This window comes from Alcaligenes sp. GCM10023179 (assembly GCF_042653705.1).
In the GTDB taxonomy this organism is placed as follows: Bacteria; Pseudomonadota; Gammaproteobacteria; order Burkholderiales; family Burkholderiaceae_B; genus Alcaligenes; species Alcaligenes phenolicus.
In genome coordinates this window covers 483,718-503,272 of the sequence record NZ_JBHSIQ010000001.1, presented here as the reverse complement: position 1 = coordinate 503,272, position 19,555 = coordinate 483,718, and the positions used below count along the sequence as shown (strand labels likewise).

At 55.7% G+C, this 19,555-nt stretch carries 20 protein-coding genes; 9 read left to right on the top strand and 11 right to left on the bottom strand.

Annotated elements, in window-relative coordinates; all coding sequences use genetic code 11:
- The first annotated feature begins 4 nt into the window (after window positions 1-4).
- From ACFPDR_RS02250 to ACFPDR_RS02235, 4 genes are read left to right on the top strand one after another with little or no spacing between them, the layout of a single operon-like run.
- Window positions 5-2,077, top strand: a complete 2,073-nt coding sequence (locus ACFPDR_RS02250; RefSeq protein WP_239054693.1) for a hypothetical protein — start codon at window positions 5-7, stop codon at window positions 2,075-2,077.
- A complete protein-coding gene (locus ACFPDR_RS02245; RefSeq protein ID WP_376910403.1) occupies window positions 2,074-3,042 on the top strand; it encodes a hypothetical protein in 969 nt (322 codons plus the stop codon). The genes ACFPDR_RS02250 and ACFPDR_RS02245 overlap by 4 nt, the downstream gene beginning before the upstream one ends.
- On the top strand, window positions 3,039-3,704 hold the full coding sequence (locus ACFPDR_RS02240) for a DUF6339 family protein (RefSeq protein WP_239054695.1): 666 nt from the start codon (window positions 3,039-3,041) through the stop codon (window positions 3,702-3,704). The genes ACFPDR_RS02245 and ACFPDR_RS02240 overlap by 4 nt, the downstream gene beginning before the upstream one ends.
- A gap of 23 nt (window positions 3,705-3,727) precedes the next feature.
- On the top strand, window positions 3,728-4,636 hold the full coding sequence (locus tag ACFPDR_RS02235) for a PD-(D/E)XK motif protein (protein WP_239054696.1): 909 nt from the start codon (window positions 3,728-3,730) through the stop codon (window positions 4,634-4,636).
- Between the two features lie 150 nt (window positions 4,637-4,786).
- On the opposite strand, the gene ACFPDR_RS02230 is transcribed toward ACFPDR_RS02235, so the two are convergent.
- The 8 genes from ACFPDR_RS02230 to ACFPDR_RS02195 all read right to left on the bottom strand — a co-directional run bounded on the left by ACFPDR_RS02230 (window position 4,787) and on the right by ACFPDR_RS02195 (window position 11,281).
- Window positions 4,787-5,104: a hypothetical protein gene (locus ACFPDR_RS02230; RefSeq protein WP_376910399.1), complete on the bottom strand. Its 318-nt coding sequence runs from the start codon at window positions 5,102-5,104 to the stop codon at window positions 4,787-4,789.
- A gap of 388 nt (window positions 5,105-5,492) precedes the next feature.
- Complete coding sequence (locus ACFPDR_RS02225) at window positions 5,493-7,211, bottom strand: porin (protein ID WP_203145426.1); 1,719 nt, start codon at window positions 7,209-7,211, stop codon at window positions 5,493-5,495.
- A gap of 145 nt (window positions 7,212-7,356) precedes the next feature.
- Window positions 7,357-8,259 carry a CorA family divalent cation transporter gene (locus tag ACFPDR_RS02220; RefSeq protein WP_009458713.1) on the bottom strand — a complete coding sequence of 301 codons (903 nt, stop codon included), beginning with the start codon at window positions 8,257-8,259 and terminating at the stop codon, window positions 7,357-7,359.
- Window positions 8,256-9,209: a CorA family divalent cation transporter gene (locus ACFPDR_RS02215; protein ID WP_115634437.1), complete on the bottom strand. Its 954-nt coding sequence runs from the start codon at window positions 9,207-9,209 to the stop codon at window positions 8,256-8,258. The genes ACFPDR_RS02220 and ACFPDR_RS02215 overlap by 4 nt, the downstream gene beginning before the upstream one ends.
- A 3-nt stretch (window positions 9,210-9,212) precedes the next feature.
- Entirely contained in the window at window positions 9,213-9,512 is a 300-nt protein-coding gene (locus ACFPDR_RS02210; protein WP_009458709.1) for a hypothetical protein, read from the bottom strand.
- Between the two features lie 43 nt (window positions 9,513-9,555).
- On the bottom strand, window positions 9,556-10,494 hold the full coding sequence (locus tag ACFPDR_RS02205; protein WP_009458707.1) for a CorA family divalent cation transporter: 939 nt from the start codon (window positions 10,492-10,494) through the stop codon (window positions 9,556-9,558).
- The gene (locus ACFPDR_RS02200) at window positions 10,491-10,829 is read right to left on the bottom strand and encodes a hypothetical protein (protein WP_376910393.1); all 339 of its coding nucleotides are present in this window, start codon (window positions 10,827-10,829) and stop codon (window positions 10,491-10,493) included. Before ACFPDR_RS02200 ends, ACFPDR_RS02205 begins: the two co-directional genes overlap by 4 nt.
- A gap of 110 nt (window positions 10,830-10,939) precedes the next feature.
- Window positions 10,940-11,281, bottom strand: coding sequence for a hypothetical protein (locus ACFPDR_RS02195; RefSeq protein WP_009458705.1), 342 nt, complete (start codon window positions 11,279-11,281; stop codon window positions 10,940-10,942).
- Between the two features lie 595 nt (window positions 11,282-11,876).
- On the opposite strand from ACFPDR_RS02195, the gene ACFPDR_RS02190 reads away from it, so the two are divergent.
- The 5 genes from ACFPDR_RS02190 to ACFPDR_RS02170 all read left to right on the top strand — a co-directional run bounded on the left by ACFPDR_RS02190 (window position 11,877) and on the right by ACFPDR_RS02170 (window position 16,337).
- Complete coding sequence (locus tag ACFPDR_RS02190; protein WP_060185327.1) at window positions 11,877-12,683, top strand: thiazole synthase; 807 nt, start codon at window positions 11,877-11,879, stop codon at window positions 12,681-12,683.
- A 7-nt stretch (window positions 12,684-12,690) separates the two neighbouring features.
- Window positions 12,691-13,509 (top strand): bifunctional hydroxymethylpyrimidine kinase/phosphomethylpyrimidine kinase, encoded by an 819-nt coding sequence (thiD, locus tag ACFPDR_RS02185; RefSeq protein WP_022983636.1) that lies wholly within the window; start codon window positions 12,691-12,693, stop codon window positions 13,507-13,509.
- Between the two features lie 40 nt (window positions 13,510-13,549).
- Window positions 13,550-14,245, top strand: coding sequence for a 5'-methylthioadenosine/adenosylhomocysteine nucleosidase (locus ACFPDR_RS02180; protein ID WP_035270343.1), 696 nt, complete (start codon window positions 13,550-13,552; stop codon window positions 14,243-14,245).
- A 73-nt stretch (window positions 14,246-14,318) separates the two neighbouring features.
- Window positions 14,319-14,999: a protein-L-isoaspartate O-methyltransferase family protein gene (locus ACFPDR_RS02175; RefSeq protein ID WP_035270341.1), complete on the top strand. Its 681-nt coding sequence runs from the start codon at window positions 14,319-14,321 to the stop codon at window positions 14,997-14,999.
- A gap of 15 nt (window positions 15,000-15,014) precedes the next feature.
- A complete protein-coding gene (locus ACFPDR_RS02170; RefSeq protein WP_088452020.1) occupies window positions 15,015-16,337 on the top strand; it encodes a TolC family outer membrane protein in 1,323 nt (440 codons plus the stop codon).
- Window positions 16,338-16,470: 133 nt separating this feature from the next.
- Here ACFPDR_RS02170 and rfaE2 read toward each other — a convergent pair whose 3' ends face one another.
- From rfaE2 to ubiB, 3 genes are all read right to left on the bottom strand, one after another.
- The gene (rfaE2, locus tag ACFPDR_RS02165; RefSeq protein WP_009458698.1) at window positions 16,471-16,953 is read right to left on the bottom strand and encodes a D-glycero-beta-D-manno-heptose 1-phosphate adenylyltransferase; all 483 of its coding nucleotides are present in this window, start codon (window positions 16,951-16,953) and stop codon (window positions 16,471-16,473) included.
- A gap of 1 nt (window position 16,954) precedes the next feature.
- The gene (locus ACFPDR_RS02160) at window positions 16,955-17,824 is read right to left on the bottom strand and encodes a ferritin (RefSeq protein ID WP_026484472.1); all 870 of its coding nucleotides are present in this window, start codon (window positions 17,822-17,824) and stop codon (window positions 16,955-16,957) included.
- 174 nt (window positions 17,825-17,998) lie between these two features.
- Entirely contained in the window at window positions 17,999-19,555 is a 1,557-nt protein-coding gene (gene ubiB, locus ACFPDR_RS02155) for a ubiquinone biosynthesis regulatory protein kinase UbiB (RefSeq protein WP_022983639.1), read from the bottom strand.

The window sequence follows — 19,555 nt, the reverse complement described above, 5'->3', positions numbered from 1 at the left end:
AAAAATGAAATACTTTCCACTAAGCTTGGGGCCAATGCAAGAGTCTGGCAGCGCATTGCTGCGGGCATTGCAAAATGAATCAATGATTCCTCTTGACCTGCTGGTCCGCGAAGCTGTTCAAAATAGCCTGGATGCTGCCCGAAAGCCTGCCACTGATACGGTCTCTATAGATGTGAGAATCCGTCCTCATGAAACTGACACTGTCACTAATCTATTTGAGTCTGGTATCGACAGAGAGGTGCTCACCCGCCGATTTCCCAACGGTGGCTGCATGCTCGAAATTCGAGATTCAGGCACTGAAGGGCTAACCGGCCCAATCCGCTTAAAAGACGTCACTTCCGACACACCGCGCGGGAACTTTCTAAAACTCGTCTATGAAGTAGGTCGTACTCACAATGATGAAAATGCTGGAGGGTCATGGGGGCTTGGTAAAACATGTTACTTTCGGGTCGGCATAGGACTTGTACTCTATTACTCACGTATTCAAGTTGACGATCATTTCGAAGAGAGACTCGTTGCTTGCCTTGTCGAAAACGAATCTGACGAGTCTCGCCTGCAACGAGACTCGGCCACAGGCATTGCCTGGTGGGGGGTAGGCGAAGGCGCTCCAATTACTGAGCCCACCGAAGTTGCACGGATCCTGCAGGCAATCGATGTGCAACCATACGCAGGGAAGGAGACAGGTACAAGCATAATTATCCCTTTCCTTCGTCCTGACTTGACCCCTCAACAGGACGACGCCTACTCCGATGAGCTTAATGAGCCAACGAAATCTGAACCACCACCATGGTGGTTCACAAACTATGCGGACTATATCCGCATTTCGATGGAACGGTGGTTCTGCGCAAGAATTGACAATCCTTTATTTCGCGCCGGGCCAGCGCTCGTAGTCAGCATCAATGGACGTCGCTTGGAGACCCGGAAAATGTTGCCGGTATTCCAAGTTTTGCAAGCACTCTATAACAGGATGGAACCAACCACTGACAGGCTCAGGGAAGACTATCTGGATCAATGCGGTACCAATGAGAACAATGTTTTCCACGCTCCGATTGATGTGCACCGAGTATTTAAAACGGGCACGAATGCCGGCCGGATTGCTGCTGTTCGCCTGACCCAAGAACAACTCAAGGTGGCAGTACCAGATAACATGCCCGATCCCTATCGTTGTATTTTCGACATACAAGAACATGCTCAACGGGACCGACCTTTAGTAGCCTTCATGCGCGGACCCGGCATGGTCATCCGCTGGGATAATAGCGTCGACCCAAAAGGCTGGGGAGGAAATACCCAGCTGGAAGCAGGTAAAACCTTCCTTATAGGCTTGTTTGTTCCAGATAAAGACCGAGAACTAAGAGAAGACATCCAGGATAAGCTGCGCAATCACGATCAGACACTGGAATCGTACTTACGCTCATGCGAACGGGCCGACCACCATCAGTGGTTGGATCAGGCAGGACTTACCATCATCAGCAGAATCCGAAGCAAGGCGGGCAGTACGATTGAAAGATTTCACTCACCCATAGTAGCTAATCCCTCTCGTGTGTCACTACGCGAAGCTCGCAATATTGCGGACAAATTACTACCCTCCGGCTTCGGCCAAGACGGACGCATCGCACCTACAACGACCGGAAGGACTGACGAGGGGGGCCCAGCCAGGCACCAGGGCGATACACCATCGTTACCTGATCTTGAAATAAGGAATGTGCAGTACGGAGAAGGCAACATAAAAATTTGCTGGAGATTGTATTGGGGCAAAGGCCGTTCCAGCAGGAACATACAACTGGGGATCGATTCGGAGTCGGGCTTCATCAGCCATGAGAAATGGGGTGCTGAAGGGCTTGGGGCATTCCCCCTCACAATCGAAACAGCATCAATTAATGAAGAAACCGTTTCAGGCAATGCAGACATCCTGACCACTAGCGGAACTGCAATAACGATCAACCCTTGGCTACTGAAAATGGATGGTGCCACCCTTGATGGTGAGCTGACCATCAACATATCCAAGGAAATGACAGGAAGTTTGCGCCCAGTACTGCACGCTAGTTCGATACTGGCAACTGCGAAGGAACAAGAATGAAACATTCTCCAATCCCTCCGCACCCTGTACTTACTCCCGCACTAATTGAACAATTAGATATTACCCCGACCATTTCATTTTCCTCATCACGAACCAGTCCAGGAGAAAAAGGAAAATGGGGAGAACAATACACACTGGGCCATGACTCCGACTGGGATCCCAGCAAAGACGAGCTGGAAGTGAGCTGCTGTCTTGATGATATCCGGAACACCACCCTACTATTCGGCCCGCACGGAATTGCGCCAAGGTCCGCGACGCTGGCGCTAGCTCTGGAATGGCTCTCTATTGACTCGGGCTGCCGCCTCCTTGGGGAGCCGGCGATTCTAGAGCTACCCAAGCAATCCGATACGCCAGTCCCGGTGAAGCTCAAGCTGACCTTGCCCGCCAATACTGCTCGGGGAACTGGGACACTCTCGCTACAGCTATTACTTGCCAGTGTCGGCACCCTCGAAGAGGGCGAAAAAGGCCTTGCGCGTCTTCCAGGATTCAGATTCGGCACGCTCGGAGCTGAAACCCGACTTATAGTAGACGGGAGCGGCTCACTGTTTCCTGTTGTATCCGAGTCACTTGGCGTTGACAAACCCCTGTGGTTATTTACTCAAGATTGGTCTGATCCTTTGGAGGACGAGTTCTCTACAGTCTGGCTATCTTTATCCTTGAACACAGACCATCCAGCTTTCCCACTGCTGCGCGAACAAGAGTCAGGCGCATGGAGCCCCCTCTTTTGCCAAGTAATTACAGCATGGATGAGCACATTTCTTCTGGAGCTCAAAGCTGAAATGGGAAATGATTTTAATCCCATTACCTTCGGGCGGCCGGGAAAAAGTGTGCCCGGCAGCATAGTAGATGCAGCAGCATCAATGGTGAAGCGCGGCAACCTCGACTGTACGTCACCCGGGGCACTAATCAGCTCTATTCAATCATGGATTGATAGTACAGCCCGACCGCCTCTGGAGACGCAATGAACTGGGCTAAATTGACACGTAACGCAGCCAGCCGGAAATTTGACGAACTCAGAAATAACGATAAATTCAAACACGGCTTTTTAGCCACCAGCTATTCCGAGTTAAGGCAAGCAATTGTCGACAATCTTCAACCTTTTGAAAACAGCGATCTGGAAGCAGGAGCTTACGATCTGGAGGCTGGCCTGACCCTGTACAGAGTCCTGAAAGAAAAAAAGTTCGAGGTTCGCCAAGCCGCAGATGAAAGCATCTGGCGCCATCTGTCTCTCATTGTTCTACCCGACTATGTAAGATCGCGATGGAACTCAGGCAATGCCGAAGCACGCTTTTGGCGGGATCGAAGCCGTATCTGGCTACGTGCAATCTGGTGGTTCATTCATCTTTCATGGCAGGGCGACGAAGACTCCACACGCATGGCAATAAAAGGCATGACAACCGACGATGTTGTACAAATCGTTGAGCGCCCGGGACGCCATGGTTTCCGCGTGGAGCTATACCGAGTAATGATTCAAACGGCAAGCACAAGGCCTCAAAAGGACAGAAAGATTCGACAACTGATGAAGCTTAATACAGCGACCGTAGTGATGGTCGAACCTTCTATTTACCAAGGAGGACTTCCAAAATATGTGGAGGCCTTATACAAACAGATCGATCAACTCACTTGATGCGCAAAAGACAGGTTGAATCAATGAACGTCGTACAAGAAATTCGAACTGCTTTTGCAAATGTACGAGAAGGCGCAATGCTCCCTGTCGTATCCGAGCAGACTGATTCAGAAGCTTGGGTATTTCGGGAAGATGGACGCTTTGGCGTCGCCGTTCCTTTAAACAGCCCTCGCCATGTTCTCGAGTTCTTCGCCGGAGCCAGGCTAAACGCCGTAGAGCGGGACATTGGAGGGCACATTCGCACCTTGCTTCGCCTTGACTCAGGACAAGAGGCACTGCGTAACGAGTTTGCAGTTCTCTGCGCACAATTTATTGAACTGGGTATAGGCAGGCAAACAAGAGCACACTTGATCTCCGATCCATTGGCATGGTGGGACCGTTGGCGACAATTACTAGGAAATACCAATCGAGACCAGCAAACCTACAGTACTCTCGGCGAACTACTTACTCTGGAGCGGCTTCTTTCACAAGGCATCAATGCAAAATGGATTGGACCTCTAAAGGGATCTGTAGATATTGAAGCTACTGGTAGATCATACGAGGTGAAATCAACACTAAGTCGCTATGGCTCAGTAGTACATATCGCAGGACAATTTCAATTGAATCGATCCAGACACAACCCTCTTTATCTCATTCACCATCGGTTCGAACCTTCTACGGCAGGCGACTCCATCAACTCTGTAGTACTTCGTCTCATCGACCATGGACTGGTTGAAGAAGAACTGGAAGCGTTACTAAGCCGTATCGGACTTCATGCCGGCGGGGCTGCTCGAACAGAAACATACCGGCAGTTAGAGTCGATCATCTATGAAATAGATGAAAACTTTCCCAGTATTACTCCATCCAGCTTCCGGAATAACATAATTCCGGCCGGTATTGTATCCATTGAATACGATGTGGATCTTTCCACATTACAAGGACAACCATTCTGAAAAACTCCAACTCCAGAAACACTCGCCAAGCCTGACTCCAAACAGGCACGGTATGCAAACCGTGCCTGTGCGAGAACTCATGCGACAGAAAATCCAGCGGTATACCCAGCTCTGTCAGGCCATTCAGCTCACACCGCTATCGGCCTGCCCTTACATCACAAAAGAAGGCAGTGTCATCACGGCATGAGTGGGCTGGTAGCGAAAGCCTTCTACATCGTTCAGACGGGCTTTGGCACGACGGGACAGATGCTTGAGGACTTGGCTGCGCTCCACGGTGGGCAGTGTGGACAGTGCATTTTCGATGGTGCGACCGGACAGGTCGTTGAGTGCGTAAGCAAACTCGCGAGCGCCGTGGGTTTGCAGCAACTCCAGCAGGTAGCCTTGACGCTGGCGGGATGCGGCCAGGCGCAGAGCATCTTGCAGAGCGTTGTTGTGTGGGGCGGAACGGAACAGGTTGAGGCGGAACATAGCATTCTTCTTCGGACACAGGGGTCCAGAAAGAGTGCTCACCTCATCAGAGGGGCCCGCTTTGTGGTCCAGTGTCCAATTGACTGGTCATTAAGGAGGCTTGTCCTTTACAGGAACAAAGCCATAAAGAAGGATCAGGGTCCATTTACTTTTAAACGTGAGTAGTTAAAAAAGAAGGTGCAACGGTTTTTGCACCAACAGTATTTTCGCATCTGAGTGTGGGCTTGTCCGCCAGGCATTGGCACACTTTCCATCGCCTTGCAGACATCAAATTTATACTTAGGGATATGTCTCCTGAGCCGTCCCCACAAGCACTCAGCCCTGCCCGACCTTCCTGCGCCAGGGCCAGTGAGAACACGGACTCAGGTGCAGGAAACCGGCCATTTCATTAGAAGTGATGCGTCACACCCAAAGCCACACGGCTGCTACGCGGTTCGCTGGCACTGGCTGCCGTTTCCATATCAAAGCGACGTCCTTGAGCCGCAAAGGCATAGACGCTGGTTCGGGGCGACAAAGCATGCACGTAGCCCACAGACATCACCTGAATGCGACGTGCGCGCTCATCGGTATCCTCCCAGGTCCAGTTCGGACGGCCCAAAGACCATTGCAGCTGGAACTCGCCCTTGCCTACAGGAATCGCCGTACCCACATACCAGGTGTCCAGTCGGCCACCGTTGATGAACTCCGCCGGGCCCAAGCCTTCCAAGCCCTTGTCTTGCAGATGGGCAGGACCATCATCACCATTCAGGCCCACAAAGCCATTGCTCTGACGGCTCCAGCCAGCTGCAAGACGGGCTACCTCAAAATCATAGCTCGCACCCAATTGCCAGGCCGTAGGACGATGGGACTCGACACGACTCAAGCTCTCGTAACTGGCCCCCAACAGCCAGGGGCCGTCCTCGTAGCGCAAAGCGAGGCTATAGAGTTTGCTGCGAGACCCTCCCAGGCCCTGCTCGCCCACATCCGCGCTATAGCTGGCGCCTAACTGCATACCCGCCCATTCCGGGCTGCGCCAGCTGAACTGATTGGAGATCTGGTAGTTGTCCGAAGCACGCATCAAAGCGCCCATACCAAAGTCTTTCCAGGAACCTACTTCAATGGCAGAGACAAATTCCTGGCCCACGGTGTACTGGCGTCCAAAACGCAGCTCGCCCCAGTTATCACTGCCCAGACCCAGCCAGGCCTGATAGTTGAACAGACGCTCGGAATCCTCGGCCCGGCCTGTAGCCAGATCAATACCGCTTTCCAGATTGAAGGTGGCACGCAGCCCATCGCCCAGATCCTCATGGCCGCGAATCCCCCACAGCGAGTCCGTCTGCCCACCGCTTAACACGTCGCGCTGCGAGCCTTCACCGCTCACGCGAGTCCAACCCAAACCGGCATCCAAAGTGCCATAGAGCTGCACCGAGGTTTCAGCATGGCTGTGGCTGGGCATCATCAGCGCTCCTGCAAGACCAAACAGGGCCACGCCAGCTGCCAAAGAAGCGGCTTTGCTCAATTGAAAAGGACTGCACTCCAGCACACGACGCCAGCCGCAGGCCACAGGAACAGGTTCACGCATCAGAACTCCTAACAAGGTTTGATTACCCGTCGCCACCACCACACCTTGTGCGGTCCCGGCCACAACCCGGTCGCCCATGGCGCAAGTATCGGGTGCGGCCTGCAAAATGGCGCGGTTCAGAATCAGGTGATCCTGATGGATCAAGCGCAGATCCGCCGGCACGTAATCACCGGCAGACAACAGCACGATATCGCCAGTCACGAGCATACGAGCCGGCACGCGGGACTGGTGATCCCGTGCCAGATCGTACATGGTCAAATCGCGGCGCACCTGACAGGTTTGTTTTTTCATGGTCTGGACCACTTGGGTCAGATCAGCGGGGCTGGAACGCAGTACCCGTACTTGATTGGGGCCGTTCTGTATCAGACGGCGCAACACTTCATCAAAGGCCAGGCCATGGCGCTGGGTATTCAAGGCTTGCAACACTTGTGGCACGCTGCGGGTGGCGTAGTAGCTCAGCGCACAGTGGGCACGGCGTACCAGACGCACCGGGCTCTGGTGTACGACGGCGCTGTGATCGGGATGGAAAAACCGGCTTGCATTCATGGATACCTCTACACATTGGTGCAGGGACGGCCACCCCGCTCTGAAAAGCTAAGGATGTGTTTACCGTCGCAGTGGAAAGACAAAAATCGCGAATTGATTCGGGTAGGAGTTAGCGCCTAACCGGGCCAGCACACAGCACTCCCCCTTAACGCAACGCGCCCGATTTCTTGATTGTCCAGATCGGTACCGCCGTCAACACCAACACGGTCACCAACTGCACCCACATGGTGCCCTCCCAAGATAACTCGGGCATGACATGGAAGTTCTGACCGTACCAGTTGATCAAGGCTGTACCGGGCACCAGCAAGGCCCACAGCACCGTAAAGACCTTGGTCACGTTCAGGTCGCTCATGGCCACGGACTCTCCGGCGGCACGCCAATGAAAACGCTGGCGTTCAATGGCGAAATGCGCACGGCGCTGCATGCCTTCAATGGCGGCAATCAGCTCGTCCACTCGGCTCAACTCCAGGCTTTTTTCCTGATACACCCAGCGGCGCAAGCGTTGTGCGGCCTGCTCCAGATCGTCAATGGAATGCATCACATGAGACAGCGGTTTGTGCAGGGTTGCCATATGGCTGTCCAGATCAATCATGTCCTCGGCACCGCGCGAATAGTCCGTGCCGACATTGGACAGAAAGCCGCGCAAGGACAGGGTCGAGACACTCAGGCCCTGATCAATACGGTCCAGCACTTGCGAGGTCTGCGCCAGCAATTGATACAGCAAAGTCAAAGCCAAGGCATGGGAGCTGGCCAAGGACATTTCCTGGGCACTCAAGCGCTCCAGAGCCTGGCCGGGACGCAGCAGACGATGGCCAGTTTCCACGGTATACAAAGGCTGATCGTCCTGCCCCAAACACCAGATCAGGTCAGACACCTGCATCTGTTCGTCACTCACTCGCACACAGCGTATGCGCGTGGCCATCCCCAGGCTGGCCTGGGCTTGTGGCAGCAAATCCACGCGATACAACTTGCCCAGATCTTCCAGCGCCTGACGGTCAGGGGCCTGCAAGCGCCGCCAGGAAGCCATATCCTTGAAACGGGCCGTCATCGCATCCACCCTTTACGCTTTACATAGGCCAAGGGAGCCAAGGCAAATACGGCGGTCATGCCCATGACCAGCCACTCGCCACCGATAATTTCCAGCTCGGGCATATTGGCAAAGTTCTGGCCGTAAAACGCCGCGATCAGCGTAGGCGGCAAGAACACCGCAGTAACCACTGTAAAGACCTTGATCACCTGGTTCTGCTTCAAATCCAGCGTGGTCATCAAGGACTGCTGCAAGTTGCGGATCTTGTCGTGCTGAAAGCGGGCATAGCGACGCAAGCTTTGAATATCCGAGAGCAACATGGACAGGTTCTCTGCGCTTTCGCCACCGGGCGTACGACGCAGCCAACGGCCTGCGCGAGCCAGCATCAATTGCCCTTCCACGGTTTTGGCGACCAGTTCCTCGGCCTCACCCAGACCGATAGCGGTACTGGCAATATCCGCTACCCCGGCCTGACGGCCGGAGGTATCAAAGCCGCCACTGGCTGCCGCCACCGTATCGCTGCGCTCGTCCAGACGCCCGGCAATATCGGAAATCGTGGCACGAGCCTGGTCGTTCAGAGCCTGCAGGATCATGAACAGAATTGACGCGGGGCTGGGCGCAGCTTGTCCGGCCTCTGCCCTGGCGTTCAACTGCTGGCTGACTCGCTCCAAAGTATCAACCCGCACGTCCTGCTCCACGCTGATCAGGCGGTCCTTGCTCAAGGCGAACAGCAGGCTGGTTTCGCGGTACTGCTGGCCCTGACGTATCACCATCTCCACGGGAATCAGAATAAAGCCCGCTTCTTCCGCGGCAGCACGGCCCCGTTTGACGCTCAGGTCCAGGCCCAGTTTGGCTTGCGCCTCGGCCAGTTCATCGTGCCGGCTGGCCGACAGTTGCAACCATGCCGTTTTTTGCCCGCGCTTGTCGCTCAGGCTGGACACCACCGCGCCCCCCTGTTTTTTTTCAGTCATGGCTTAGTCCTCACTTTGTACCTGTTCCGCTTCCGGGGAAACCATGTAGTGGCCATACAAATGCAGACCGGCAAAACTGCCCAGAATCAGGATGTACAGCACCACCACCGCAATCATGATTTCGCGCTCGATATGTGCGGTGCGTGGGCGGTTGGCACGCGCCCGGTCAATGGCCTGACGGCGCTGCTGGACGGCCGCGTTGGAGTCCGACTGCAGGCTCAAGTCTTCATTCCAAACCAGTCCGCGTAATTTATCCGAGCCTGCCGTTGCCACCTCGGTACTGCTTTTCAGTGTGTTCAACATACGAAATTCTTCCCATTCATTTAAGTATCAAAGGCAGCGCGCTCTAGCGCAGCCAGCCCCGGTGTTTCACATAGATCAGCGGCAACATGGAGAACAAGGCGGTGGAAATAATCCCCACTATCTCGGCGTGCTCCCATTGCAGAATCGGCATATAGGCAAAGTTCATGCTGTAGTAGGTTGAAATCAGCATGGCGGGCAGGAACACGGCGGTCACCACCGAGAACACTTTCACAATCTGGTTCTGCTTCACGTTCAGCGCCATATTGTTGGTGGTCTGCAAAAGGCGGACGCGATCGTGCACAAAGTTCACCTGCTTTTCCACGGCCTCGATGTCGTCGATCAGGGTATGAAAAACAGGCTTCAGTTTTTCCTGATCTGCGGGTAAACGCGCCAGGGCATGACGAGCAGCCATGGCCAGCTGCAATTGGCTTTCCAGGCAGTCGGACAAGAGTTCTTCTACTTCGCTCAAATCCATCTGGGTGGAGACCACATCACTGACGCCAAAGTCCCGGTCCTTGGTTTCCAGGCTGTTGAGCACGGCGTTGGTCTGAGTCAGCACCTTGCCCAGATCGTGGCTCAGGGAGTCCAACAGTTCATCGGTGGCATCGTTAATGGATTGCAAAATCACCGCAAAGCTTTCAAAGGCGTCGTTCTCGCGACCATCACGCTGCAAGCGCTGCAGGGCCTGGGCCAGTGGCTTGGGGCTGGGATCAGGTTCAATGGACACCAAGGCTTCGCGGCTCAGGATGAACACCACACGGCTGGCTTTCTTCTGACCCTTGTCCACGTTCAGAAACGTCACAGGCACAAAGCTGAAGGGGCCTTCCTGTGTGGGACTGTTCTGCAAGGTCTGTGGAATTTCCACGCCCAGCTTTTTACGAAGGCCACTGATCTGCTCGGTGGCATGGATGCTGATGCGCATCCAGTTATTGGGCTGGCCGTCGTTGCCAAAGAGCGGCGGCGTTTTACCTTGGTCCGTCATTGTTGATCTCCATCAGAACGGGTCTCTTGGGTGCTGGACGCATCGGGCGACGGCGTCGTGGTACCCATGTAAAAGCTGGAATGCGAGCCGGAGGTAGAACTGGTCCGGGTTTCCAGGTGCGAGTTGCTGAAAAACAGCCAGCTCACCACCACAATCAAAATGCCCCACGAAGACAGCAGCATGGAAAAGGACAGACGCTCGTAGCGCGACCAACGCTTGCGACCCTTGAGCGGTGCAACACTGGGGCGACGCGCCGAGCGGGTCCAGACCTGGGCGGTCAGCGAGTTGTCCTGATACGGTTTGCTGCTCAAGGAAGAGGGAATGGTTTGCGGCATAGCACTCTTTTGGGTTGATGAAAGCCACAGCAGCCGTCCATGACGGTGCGAACCCCGCATGGGCTGGTCTGCTGTGACAGGTTGAACAGAAAAGGGGTAGGGTCCAGTGCTCAAGAGCGCTGGGGCTGGCGATACTCACGCAGCCAGTCCTGCGTGCCGTAGCGGTGCGGGAACAGGGTGAACAGGCTGGGCGACGGGCCATGAGTGCGGCGGCGACCCAAATGCCCAACTCGCACGCCGGTATGCATGGCGTTGTAGACCTGACTGCGATCAAACTCGGGAAGCATGGCCAGAACATCGGCGCGGACACGAGCCGAAAGCTCGGGCAAGGCCTGGGCAAAAGCCAGGGTGCCGTGCGAGGCCAGCAAGTCGCACACGGCGACAGGGCGGTAAGTGGCGACAGCCATACGCAAAGCGCGCTGCAAGCTATCGTGAGGGCGGGAAAACAGCATGAGATTCTCCTGGGCACACGGCCACAGAAGCGCCCCACACGTCTTAGACCGTGAGGAACCTGGAGCCAGTGCTCAATTCGCAATGGGGTTTCATGCGGACATGAAACGCGGGGCGCAACGCAAATGTGCGTCTTTCAGATTCAGGGTCAGGGCCCAAGAACGTGCTCCTTTAACAATCAAACAATGCCAATCGAACTCAAGCCCCAGGTACATCAGCACCTGGGGCTTGTGTCCGAGCGATAAAACAGAAAGAACGGATGAAATCTACGGATCCCTCAAGAAAAATCCCGTTCTTGAGGAACAACAGAATTTTCGCATCGCAACTCTGGCAGGGCCAGCCTGCATTGGGGCCTTGCGCATGGCCTTAAACATAAGGCGAATATGCCAAGGTATATATTTGCCACAGCCACAGGCCAATCAGGCTCGCATCCGTGGCCAGCCCCCTGCCCGAGCCAAATCCCTACCGCACACCAGCAAGCCGGCATACGGGTTTTCCTGCGGGCACCGGCCAAATGGATTATTCTTGCAGTGTTTGCCCAGCAAAAAACCAATTCTTTATCCGTCAACAAAGACGGATGCGCAACAAAGCACCACCATGACCCAAACAGTGAACAACGATCCCTTTATCCTGGCCGGAACCAGCTACCAATCCCGGCTATTGGTAGGCACCGGTAAATACAAAGATTTTGATGAAACTCGTCAGGCTATTGAAGCCAGCGGCGCTGAAATTGTGACGGTGGCCATTCGCCGCACCAATATCGGCCAGAACGCCAACGAGCCCAATCTGCTCGATTACCTGCCCCCCTCCAAATACACCCTGCTGCCCAACACCGCGGGTTGCTATACCGCCGAGGACGCCGTGCGTACCTTGCGTCTGGCCCGCGAACTGCTGGACGGCCACAAACTGGTCAAACTGGAAGTGCTGGGCGACTCCGGCAATCTGTTCCCCAATATGCCCGAAACCTTGAAAGCCGCCAAAACCCTGGTGGATGAAGGCTTTGATGTGATGGTGTATTGCGCCGACGATCCTATCCAGGCCCGTATGCTGGAAGAGATTGGCTGTGTGGCCATCATGCCCTTGGCCTCCCTGATCGGTTCGGGCATGGGCATCATCAACCCCTGGAACCTGCGCCTGATCATCGATCAGAGCAAGGTGCCTGTGCTGGTCGATGCCGGTGTCGGTACAGCCTCGGATGCGGCTATTGCCATGGAACTGGGCTGTGATGGTGTCCTGATGAACACCGCGATTGCCGGTGCCCGCCAGCCTGTGATGATGGCCAGCGCCATGAACCTGGCTGTACAAGCCGGTCGTCAGGCTTATCTGGCTGGCCGTGTGCCCCGCAAATACTACGATGCCGACCCCAGCTCCCCCACCGAAGGGCTGATTCACTCCCGTACCTGATTGAGACATGATTCCCAACACGCTGACCATTGCCGGGGTTGACCCCTCCGGCGGCGCCGGTATTCTGGCTGATGTCAAAGCCATGAGCGCCCTGGGTGCTTATGCCACCGCTGTGATTGCCGCTTTGACGGCACAAAATACTCAAGGGGTAACCGGTATCAGCCCGGTTCCTGCCGACTTTGTGCGCCAGCAGATTGATACGCTGTTTGCCGATGTGCGCATTGATGGTGTCAAGATCGGCATGTTGGGCCAGGAGGCCGTCACCACCGTGGTGGCCGAGCGCATGGCTCACTTCAAACCCAGGCATCTGGTGCTGGACCCGGTAATGATCGCCAAAAGCGGCGATCATCTGCTGGAAAAGTCGGCCGTCCATGCCCTGCGGGAACAGTTAGTGCCCCAGTGCACCATGATCACGCCCAATCTGCCCGAAGCCGGTGTCCTGCTGGACGCCCGCCCGGTAGAAACCGTCAAGGAAATGCGTCAGGCTGCCGAGCGTCTGCGTCGCCTGATGAATCACAGCGATCAACGCTGGGTCTTCCTGAAAGGCGGTCACCTGCCCGGTTCGGACTGCATAGACCTGCTGCACGATGGCGACAAGATGATCGAAATGCCCGCCAAACGTATTGATACTGCCAATACGCACGGCACCGGCTGCACCTTGTCGGCTGCGCTGGCCGCCCTGCTGCCCCAATACAGCAATGTGCCTGACGCTGCTCTGGCTGCCAAAAAGTACTTGTACGAAGCCATTGCCCGTTCGGGTGAACTGACAGTGGGCAGCGGACATGGTCCGGTGCATCACTTCCATAAACTGTGGCCATCGTCCTGATACGTGCCGTTTGATCGGGCCGCTTGAAGGCCCCTGTCTTATGTCTACACTTGGAATTATTGTCGCCATGCGCGAAGAGCTGGAGATTGTGCTGGAGCGCTTGCAAGAGCCCCAGACCATCCAGCGCGCCGGCATGGATTTTCATCGCGGCAGCTATCTGGGCAAGCCCGTTGTGGCCGTAGTTTGCGGCGTGGGCAAGGTCAACGCCGCCGCCTGCACCCAGATGCTGATCTCGGAATTTGCCGTGGGCAGCATTATCAATATCGGTATTGCGGGTGCGGTTGAACCCAGCATCCGACCGGGCGATATCGTCATTGCCGATACCCTGGTCCAGCACGATGTGGAACTGAAAGCCCTGGGTCTGGCGCCGGGACAGGTTTTCCGTCTGGATACCTTCGATTTCCCCGCTGACCCCGCCCTGCTGACCGTGGCTCAAACCGCCGCCCAGCAGATCGAAGGCCACCAGGTCCATACGGGCCGAATTGTTACCGGCGACCAATTTATCGCATGTAACGATAAAATACAGTGGTTAAGCGCCACCTTCAACGCTTTAGCCTGCGAAATGGAAAGTGGCGCCATTGCCCAGGTGTGCTATCTGAACAAGGTACCTTTTGTCTGCATACGCAGTATTTCAGACAATGCCAACAGTGAAGCGCACATGGATTTTGATACCTTCTTGCCCATTGCCGTCAACAACGCCAGCACCTTGCTCCATGCGATGGTGCCGTCCTGCTAAGCCCACTGCGCATCTTTATCGATGTGCTGGCTTATAATCGGCTCTTTGCCAAGCCTTTAGTTTTCTGGAAGCTATGAACCATTTTGCGCTGTCTGAACTCGAACGTGCCCGTTACTACATGGTGGAACAACAAATCCGTCCCTGGAACGTATCCGACGAAAAAGTGCTGCAAGCATTGGTCGAGGTCCAGCGCGAACGCTTTGTTCCCTCGTCCTTGCGCCCTTCGGCCTTTTCGGACACCGAGCTGCCACTGATCATCAATGCCGTGGACACGCACGAGACCATGCTCTCGCCCAAAGTCGAAGCCCGTCTGGCTCAAGAACTGCTGCTGCAGCCTAGCGACGGTGTGCTCGAAATTGGTACCGGCTCGGGCTACCAGGCTGCTTTGCTGGCTCACCTGTCCCAACAAGTTACCTCCATCGAAATTGACAGCAAACTGGCCGCTTTCGCCCAGGAAAACCTGCAGCGCAACAATGTGCGCAACGTCAAGGTTGAAGTGGGTGACGCACACGCAGGCTGGGGCACCACCGAATACGACGCCATTCTGGTCACCGGCTCCGTGCCCACCATTCCTGATGCTTTGAAGTACCAGCTCTGTATCGGCGGCCGTCTGGTTGTCGTGGTCGGTCAAAACCCGGTCATGACGGCTGTACGTATTACTCGCACCAGCGCGGCCAGCTTCGAGACTACGCCCCTGTTCGACACCTGGATCAAACCTTTGCGCGGCACCGCCGTTTCGCAATTCCGCTTTTAAGCACATATGCGGTTCATGACTCCCTTGCGCCTGGCATTGCTTTCGCTGCTTGCCTTAAGTAGCACCGCCCAGTCGCAAGATCTGCTGCAGGCCTGGAACCAGGCCCTGGCACATGAACCGCAGTTTGGCGCTGCGCAAGCTGCGCATCAAGCCGATCAGGAACAAGTACCCCAAAGCCGGGCACAACTGTTGCCACAGATCAGCGCCATCGGCACAGCCGAACTGCAGGAGCGTCGTCAAACCAGCAAGCTGTCCAATCAGCATTCCAGTGACCGAGCTGCCTGGACCTTGACGCTGAGCCAACCCGTGTACAACCGTAATGCCTGGGCCCGTTACGAACGTGCCCAATTACTGGCGCAGGGTGCGGATATTCAACTGACGCTGGATCGGCAAGATTTGATGCTGCGCGTCAGCCAAAGCTATTTTGATGTGCTGGCTGCGCAAGATACGCTGTCTACCCTGAAAGCCCAGCAAGCCGCCATTGACGAGCAATTGCGTGCTGCTGATCAGAACTTTCAGCTGGGTGGCACCACGATTACCGATACCTACGAAGCCAAATCGCGCCTGGACCTGACCCGGGCTGGCGTCTTGCAGGCTGAAAATGCCCTGCAAGTGGCTCAGGACAAGCTGGCTGCGCTGACGCTGGAGCGTTATGACACGCTGGCGCGCCTGCGCGAGCCTTTGCGTCTTCCCGCCCCGCAACCTGCGAATTTGCAAGACTGGCTGGATCAGTCCAGCCAATCCGGCTTGACCGTGGCACTGGCTGATATCAAGGCCCGTGCTGCCGAAGAGCAGTTGAAAAGCACCCAGGCCCTGCACGAGCCCACCCTGGCTCTGAAAGCCCAAACCGGCAGCGGTAGCGACCAGACTCTGTTTGGCCAAGCGGGCGGTGGCCCACGTTCGCTGAACAGCGCTCTGGGTCTGGAGTTAAGCATCCCGATTTTCCGTGGTGGTGAAACCAGCTCGCAAGTACGCGAACAAAGCTCGCGCCTGCAACAGGCCCGCTACGATCATCAGTTCGCTATTCAGCAATCCATCCAGCAGACGCGCCAGTACTTCTCTGGCGTCACCACAGGCCTGGTCCGTGTGCAGGCACTGGAAGCAGCCACCAAATCCAGTCAGGATGCCCTGGAGGCCAACAAACTGGCTTACGAGGTCGGTGTACGTGTAAACATCGATGTACTCAATGCCCAGCAGCAGTTGTACGAAGCGCAACGTAGCTTGGCCCAAGCGCGTTACGAAGTTCTGATGAACAGCCTGCGCCTGAAAGCAGCCAGCGGCACCTTGAACGAAAACGACCTGCGTGCTGTCAACGATCTGCTTGAACCGGCATCCTGAAGCCTGCGCTGGCAAAAAATACAGACTAGGCACCGCAATCTGGCCTTTAAAAGCAGAACCTCGAGTTCACGACTTAGAAGCAAAAAAATCCCGGACCAAGCCGGGATTCAACACATCAATTTGTCCTGTGCTTTTAGTCGCGCAGCTTCTTGACCAGTGCTGTCGTGGAACGCTGGAACTCGAAGGGAATCGCGACTGCATCGCCACCCCAGCTACGCACTAAAGCCGTTTCAGGCAAGGCTTCCATATCATAGTCGCCGCCCTTGACGATCAGGTCCGGGCGCAGTGCTGCGATCAAGGCTTCAGGCGTGTCCTCGTCAAACAGGACCACCGCATCCACGCAGGCCAATGCAGCCAGCAAGGCGGCGCGATCCTGCTCGGGATTGATGGGGCGCTCCGGCCCCTTGTTCAGACGGCGCACCGAGGCATCGGTATTCACACCGACAATCAGCGAGGCACCCAATTGGGCAGCCTCGTCCAGGTAGCTGACATGCCCACGGTGCAAGATATCAAACACACCGTTGGTAAAGACCAGCGGGCGCGCCAGGCGCCCCTGCTCCACCGCTTCACGCAAGGCGTCCAGACCCATCACCTTGGCCTCGAAACGTGCGCTCATATCAAGCCTGCACCAGCGTCGAATCAGAGCCGACCTGACGTGCCAGATCCTTGCGGTAGCGGTTCAATTCCTGCACGGTCTCGAACGAGCTCCCCATCAGCAGCGACATATTGTGCAAGATGCGCGAGCTGACCTTGTGCTCCCATTCCTTGTCGAAACGAATCTGCGTATCCAGCCAGTTTTCCAACCAACCGGGCGATGGCAGCTTGGACTGCACGGTATCTTCCGGGAACATGGCTTTGTTCACGTGCAAGTTGGTGGGATGCAGCGCCTGAGCGGTGCGATGGGCCGAAGCCATCAGAACGCCAATCTTGGAGAAAGCCAGACGGGCTTGCAAGCCAAATTCCTGGCCCTTGTGCACCAGGGCACGCTTCATGTAGCGCAAGTAAGCACCGGCGTGACGAGCCTCGTCCTGAGCCACGATCTTGTAGATGGCCTTGATCACCGGCTCGGTATGCCAGTCGGCAGCACGGCGGTACCAGTGGTTCAGGCGCACTTCGCCGCAAAAGTGCAGCATCAGCGTTTCCATGGCCGGGGCCGGATCGAAGTCAAAACGCACCTTGTGCAGTTCTTCTTCGGTAGGCATCAGCTCGGGGCGGAAACGGCGCAGGTATTCGATCAGAACCAGCGAGTGCTTTTGTTCTTCAAAGAACCACACGGACATAAAAGCGCAAAAATCGCTGTCATCTTTATTGTCACGCAGGAACATTTCGGTAGCAGGCAAGGCTGCCCACTCGGTAATGGCGTTCATTTTGATGGTGTAGGCTTGCTCGTCTGTGAGCTTGCTGCCATCAAAGTCATCCCACGGTATGTCATGCGCAAAATTCCAGCGCACCGCTTCCATGGATTTAAATAAGTCATGGTAAAGCATAACGATTCCTAAAAAGAATCAAGCGGTTCCTTGAGGGCGGCCATTCACCGTCCGGAAGGCGCCGGAAAGCGCCAGCTTAGCAATCAGCTGGCGGACCTGCGTCTATCGTAGAACCTGCAGTTATCAGAAATATGTCAGCCACAAAAAAACTGACGCGTTGCGGGGTCGTCACACTTATCGCCCCACCAAAGCCCAGATGGCCACCCCGACCGCAACCGCCAATACAGCACATAAGGCAGTCAATAATCGGTTGGTCTGCTGCTGCGACTGGCGCAGCAGCTTGAGTTCCTGGTTCAACGCCTGCCCTGTCTCTGGCCTATTCAAAGCGGAATACACCAGACGCGGAAGCTGCGGCATGATCTGGGCCCACTGCCCTGCTTCCTGTTTCAAACGCGAATAAAAGCCCGATGGACCAATACGCTGGTACATCCACTTTTCCAGATAAGGTTTGGCGGTATCCCACAGATCCAGCTCCGGATCCAGATCCCGCCCCATCCCTTCCACATTCAGAAGGGTTTTCTGCAGCAGCACCAGCTGCGGCTGAATTTCTACATTGAACCGGCGCGAGGTCTGGAACAGGCGCAACAGCACTTGCCCCAGCGAGATCTCGGACAAGGGCCGATCAAAATACGGTTCACATACCGCGCGTACCGAGCCTTCCAGCTCCTCTTCACGGGTTTCAGGTGGCACCCAGCCGGACTCGATGTGCAATTGAGCCACCCGGCGGTAATCGCGCCGGAAAAAAGCCAGGAAGTTTTGCGCCAGATAGTTTTTGTCGAACTCGGACAGCGAACCCACAATGCCAAAGTCCAGGGCAATATAACGGCCCAAGCTCTCCGGTGCATCCGAGACATAAATATTGCCGGGGTGCATGTCGGCATGGAAAAAACCGTCGGTAAACACCTGGGTGAAGAAAATTTCTACCCCTTTGCGGGCCAGATCCTTCAAATCCACATTGGCGGCGCGCAGGCGATCAATCTGGTTGACCGGGATGCCCTTCATGCGGTCCATGGTGAACACGGTCGAGGCGCAATAGTCCCAATGCACTTCAGGCACGATCAAAAGCTGGGTACGCTCTACATCTTTGGTGAAGTTGCGGCGTAGCTGACTGCAGTTGGAGGCTTCGCGTATCAGGTCCAGCTCGTCGTTCAGGTACTTGTCGAACTCGGCCACCACTTCGCGCGGTTTCAGGCGACGGGCATCCGGGCCCAGCCGTTCCATGAACGCAGCCAGCACGCGCATCAGACGCAAGTCTTTATGGATGACCTCGCGCATGCCAGGGCGCAACACCTTCACGGCTACTTCGCGGCCATTATGCAGCTCGGCAAAGTGAACCTGCGCAATCGACGCCGAAGCGATGGGTTCGCGATCAAACTTCTGGAACAGTTCGTAAGGCGAAGCACCCAGGGCCTTCTGAATTGTGGCTTCCGCCACCTCCGAAGGGAACGGCGGCACGCGGTCCTGCAGCAACGCCAGTTGCTCGGCAATATCCAGCGGGATCAAATCCCGGCGAGTGGAGAGCACCTGGCCGAATTTAACGAAGATGGGCCCCAGACTTTCCAGGGCCAGCCGTAAACGTACGCCACGTGGCAGCTTGGGTTTGCGACCCAGGCGCACAATGCGCAACATACGTGATGCCCAAGGGTGGCGGATGCTCGATAGCACCAGCTCGTCCAGGCGATAACGGAATACAACCAGCAAAATGGTCAGCAGACGACACAAGGAGAACAT

Bases quoted from the DNA above. Each gene is read 5' to 3' on its own strand.
- ACFPDR_RS02250 (WP_239054693.1), top strand. From the start codon at position 5: ATGAAATACTTTCCACTAAGCTTGGGGCCAATGCAAGAGTCTGGCAGC.
- ACFPDR_RS02245 (WP_376910403.1), top strand. From the start codon at position 2,074: ATGAAACATTCTCCAATCCCTCCGCACCCTGTACTTACTCCCGCACTA.
- ACFPDR_RS02240 (WP_239054695.1), top strand. From the start codon at position 3,039: ATGAACTGGGCTAAATTGACACGTAACGCAGCCAGCCGGAAATTTGAC.
- ACFPDR_RS02235 (WP_239054696.1), top strand. From the start codon at position 3,728: ATGAACGTCGTACAAGAAATTCGAACTGCTTTTGCAAATGTACGAGAA.
- ACFPDR_RS02230 (WP_376910399.1), bottom strand. From the start codon at position 5,104: ATGTTCCGCCTCAACCTGTTCCGTTCCGCCCCACACAACAACGCTCTG.
- ACFPDR_RS02225 (WP_203145426.1), bottom strand. From the start codon at position 7,211: ATGAATGCAAGCCGGTTTTTCCATCCCGATCACAGCGCCGTCGTACAC.
- ACFPDR_RS02220 (WP_009458713.1), bottom strand. From the start codon at position 8,259: ATGACGGCCCGTTTCAAGGATATGGCTTCCTGGCGGCGCTTGCAGGCC.
- ACFPDR_RS02215 (WP_115634437.1), bottom strand. From the start codon at position 9,209: ATGACTGAAAAAAAACAGGGGGGCGCGGTGGTGTCCAGCCTGAGCGAC.
- ACFPDR_RS02210 (WP_009458709.1), bottom strand. From the start codon at position 9,512: ATGTTGAACACACTGAAAAGCAGTACCGAGGTGGCAACGGCAGGCTCG.
- ACFPDR_RS02205 (WP_009458707.1), bottom strand. From the start codon at position 10,494: ATGACGGACCAAGGTAAAACGCCGCCGCTCTTTGGCAACGACGGCCAG.
- ACFPDR_RS02200 (WP_376910393.1), bottom strand. From the start codon at position 10,829: ATGCCGCAAACCATTCCCTCTTCCTTGAGCAGCAAACCGTATCAGGAC.
- ACFPDR_RS02195 (WP_009458705.1), bottom strand. From the start codon at position 11,281: ATGCTGTTTTCCCGCCCTCACGATAGCTTGCAGCGCGCTTTGCGTATG.
- ACFPDR_RS02190 (WP_060185327.1), top strand. From the start codon at position 11,877: ATGACCCAAACAGTGAACAACGATCCCTTTATCCTGGCCGGAACCAGC.
- thiD (WP_022983636.1), top strand. From the start codon at position 12,691: ATGATTCCCAACACGCTGACCATTGCCGGGGTTGACCCCTCCGGCGGC.
- ACFPDR_RS02180 (WP_035270343.1), top strand. From the start codon at position 13,550: ATGTCTACACTTGGAATTATTGTCGCCATGCGCGAAGAGCTGGAGATT.
- ACFPDR_RS02175 (WP_035270341.1), top strand. From the start codon at position 14,319: ATGAACCATTTTGCGCTGTCTGAACTCGAACGTGCCCGTTACTACATG.
- ACFPDR_RS02170 (WP_088452020.1), top strand. From the start codon at position 15,015: ATGACTCCCTTGCGCCTGGCATTGCTTTCGCTGCTTGCCTTAAGTAGC.
- rfaE2 (WP_009458698.1), bottom strand. From the start codon at position 16,953: ATGAGCGCACGTTTCGAGGCCAAGGTGATGGGTCTGGACGCCTTGCGT.
- ACFPDR_RS02160 (WP_026484472.1), bottom strand. From the start codon at position 17,824: ATGCTTTACCATGACTTATTTAAATCCATGGAAGCGGTGCGCTGGAAT.
- ubiB (WP_022983639.1), bottom strand. From the start codon at position 19,555: ATGTTCTCCTTGTGTCGTCTGCTGACCATTTTGCTGGTTGTATTCCGT.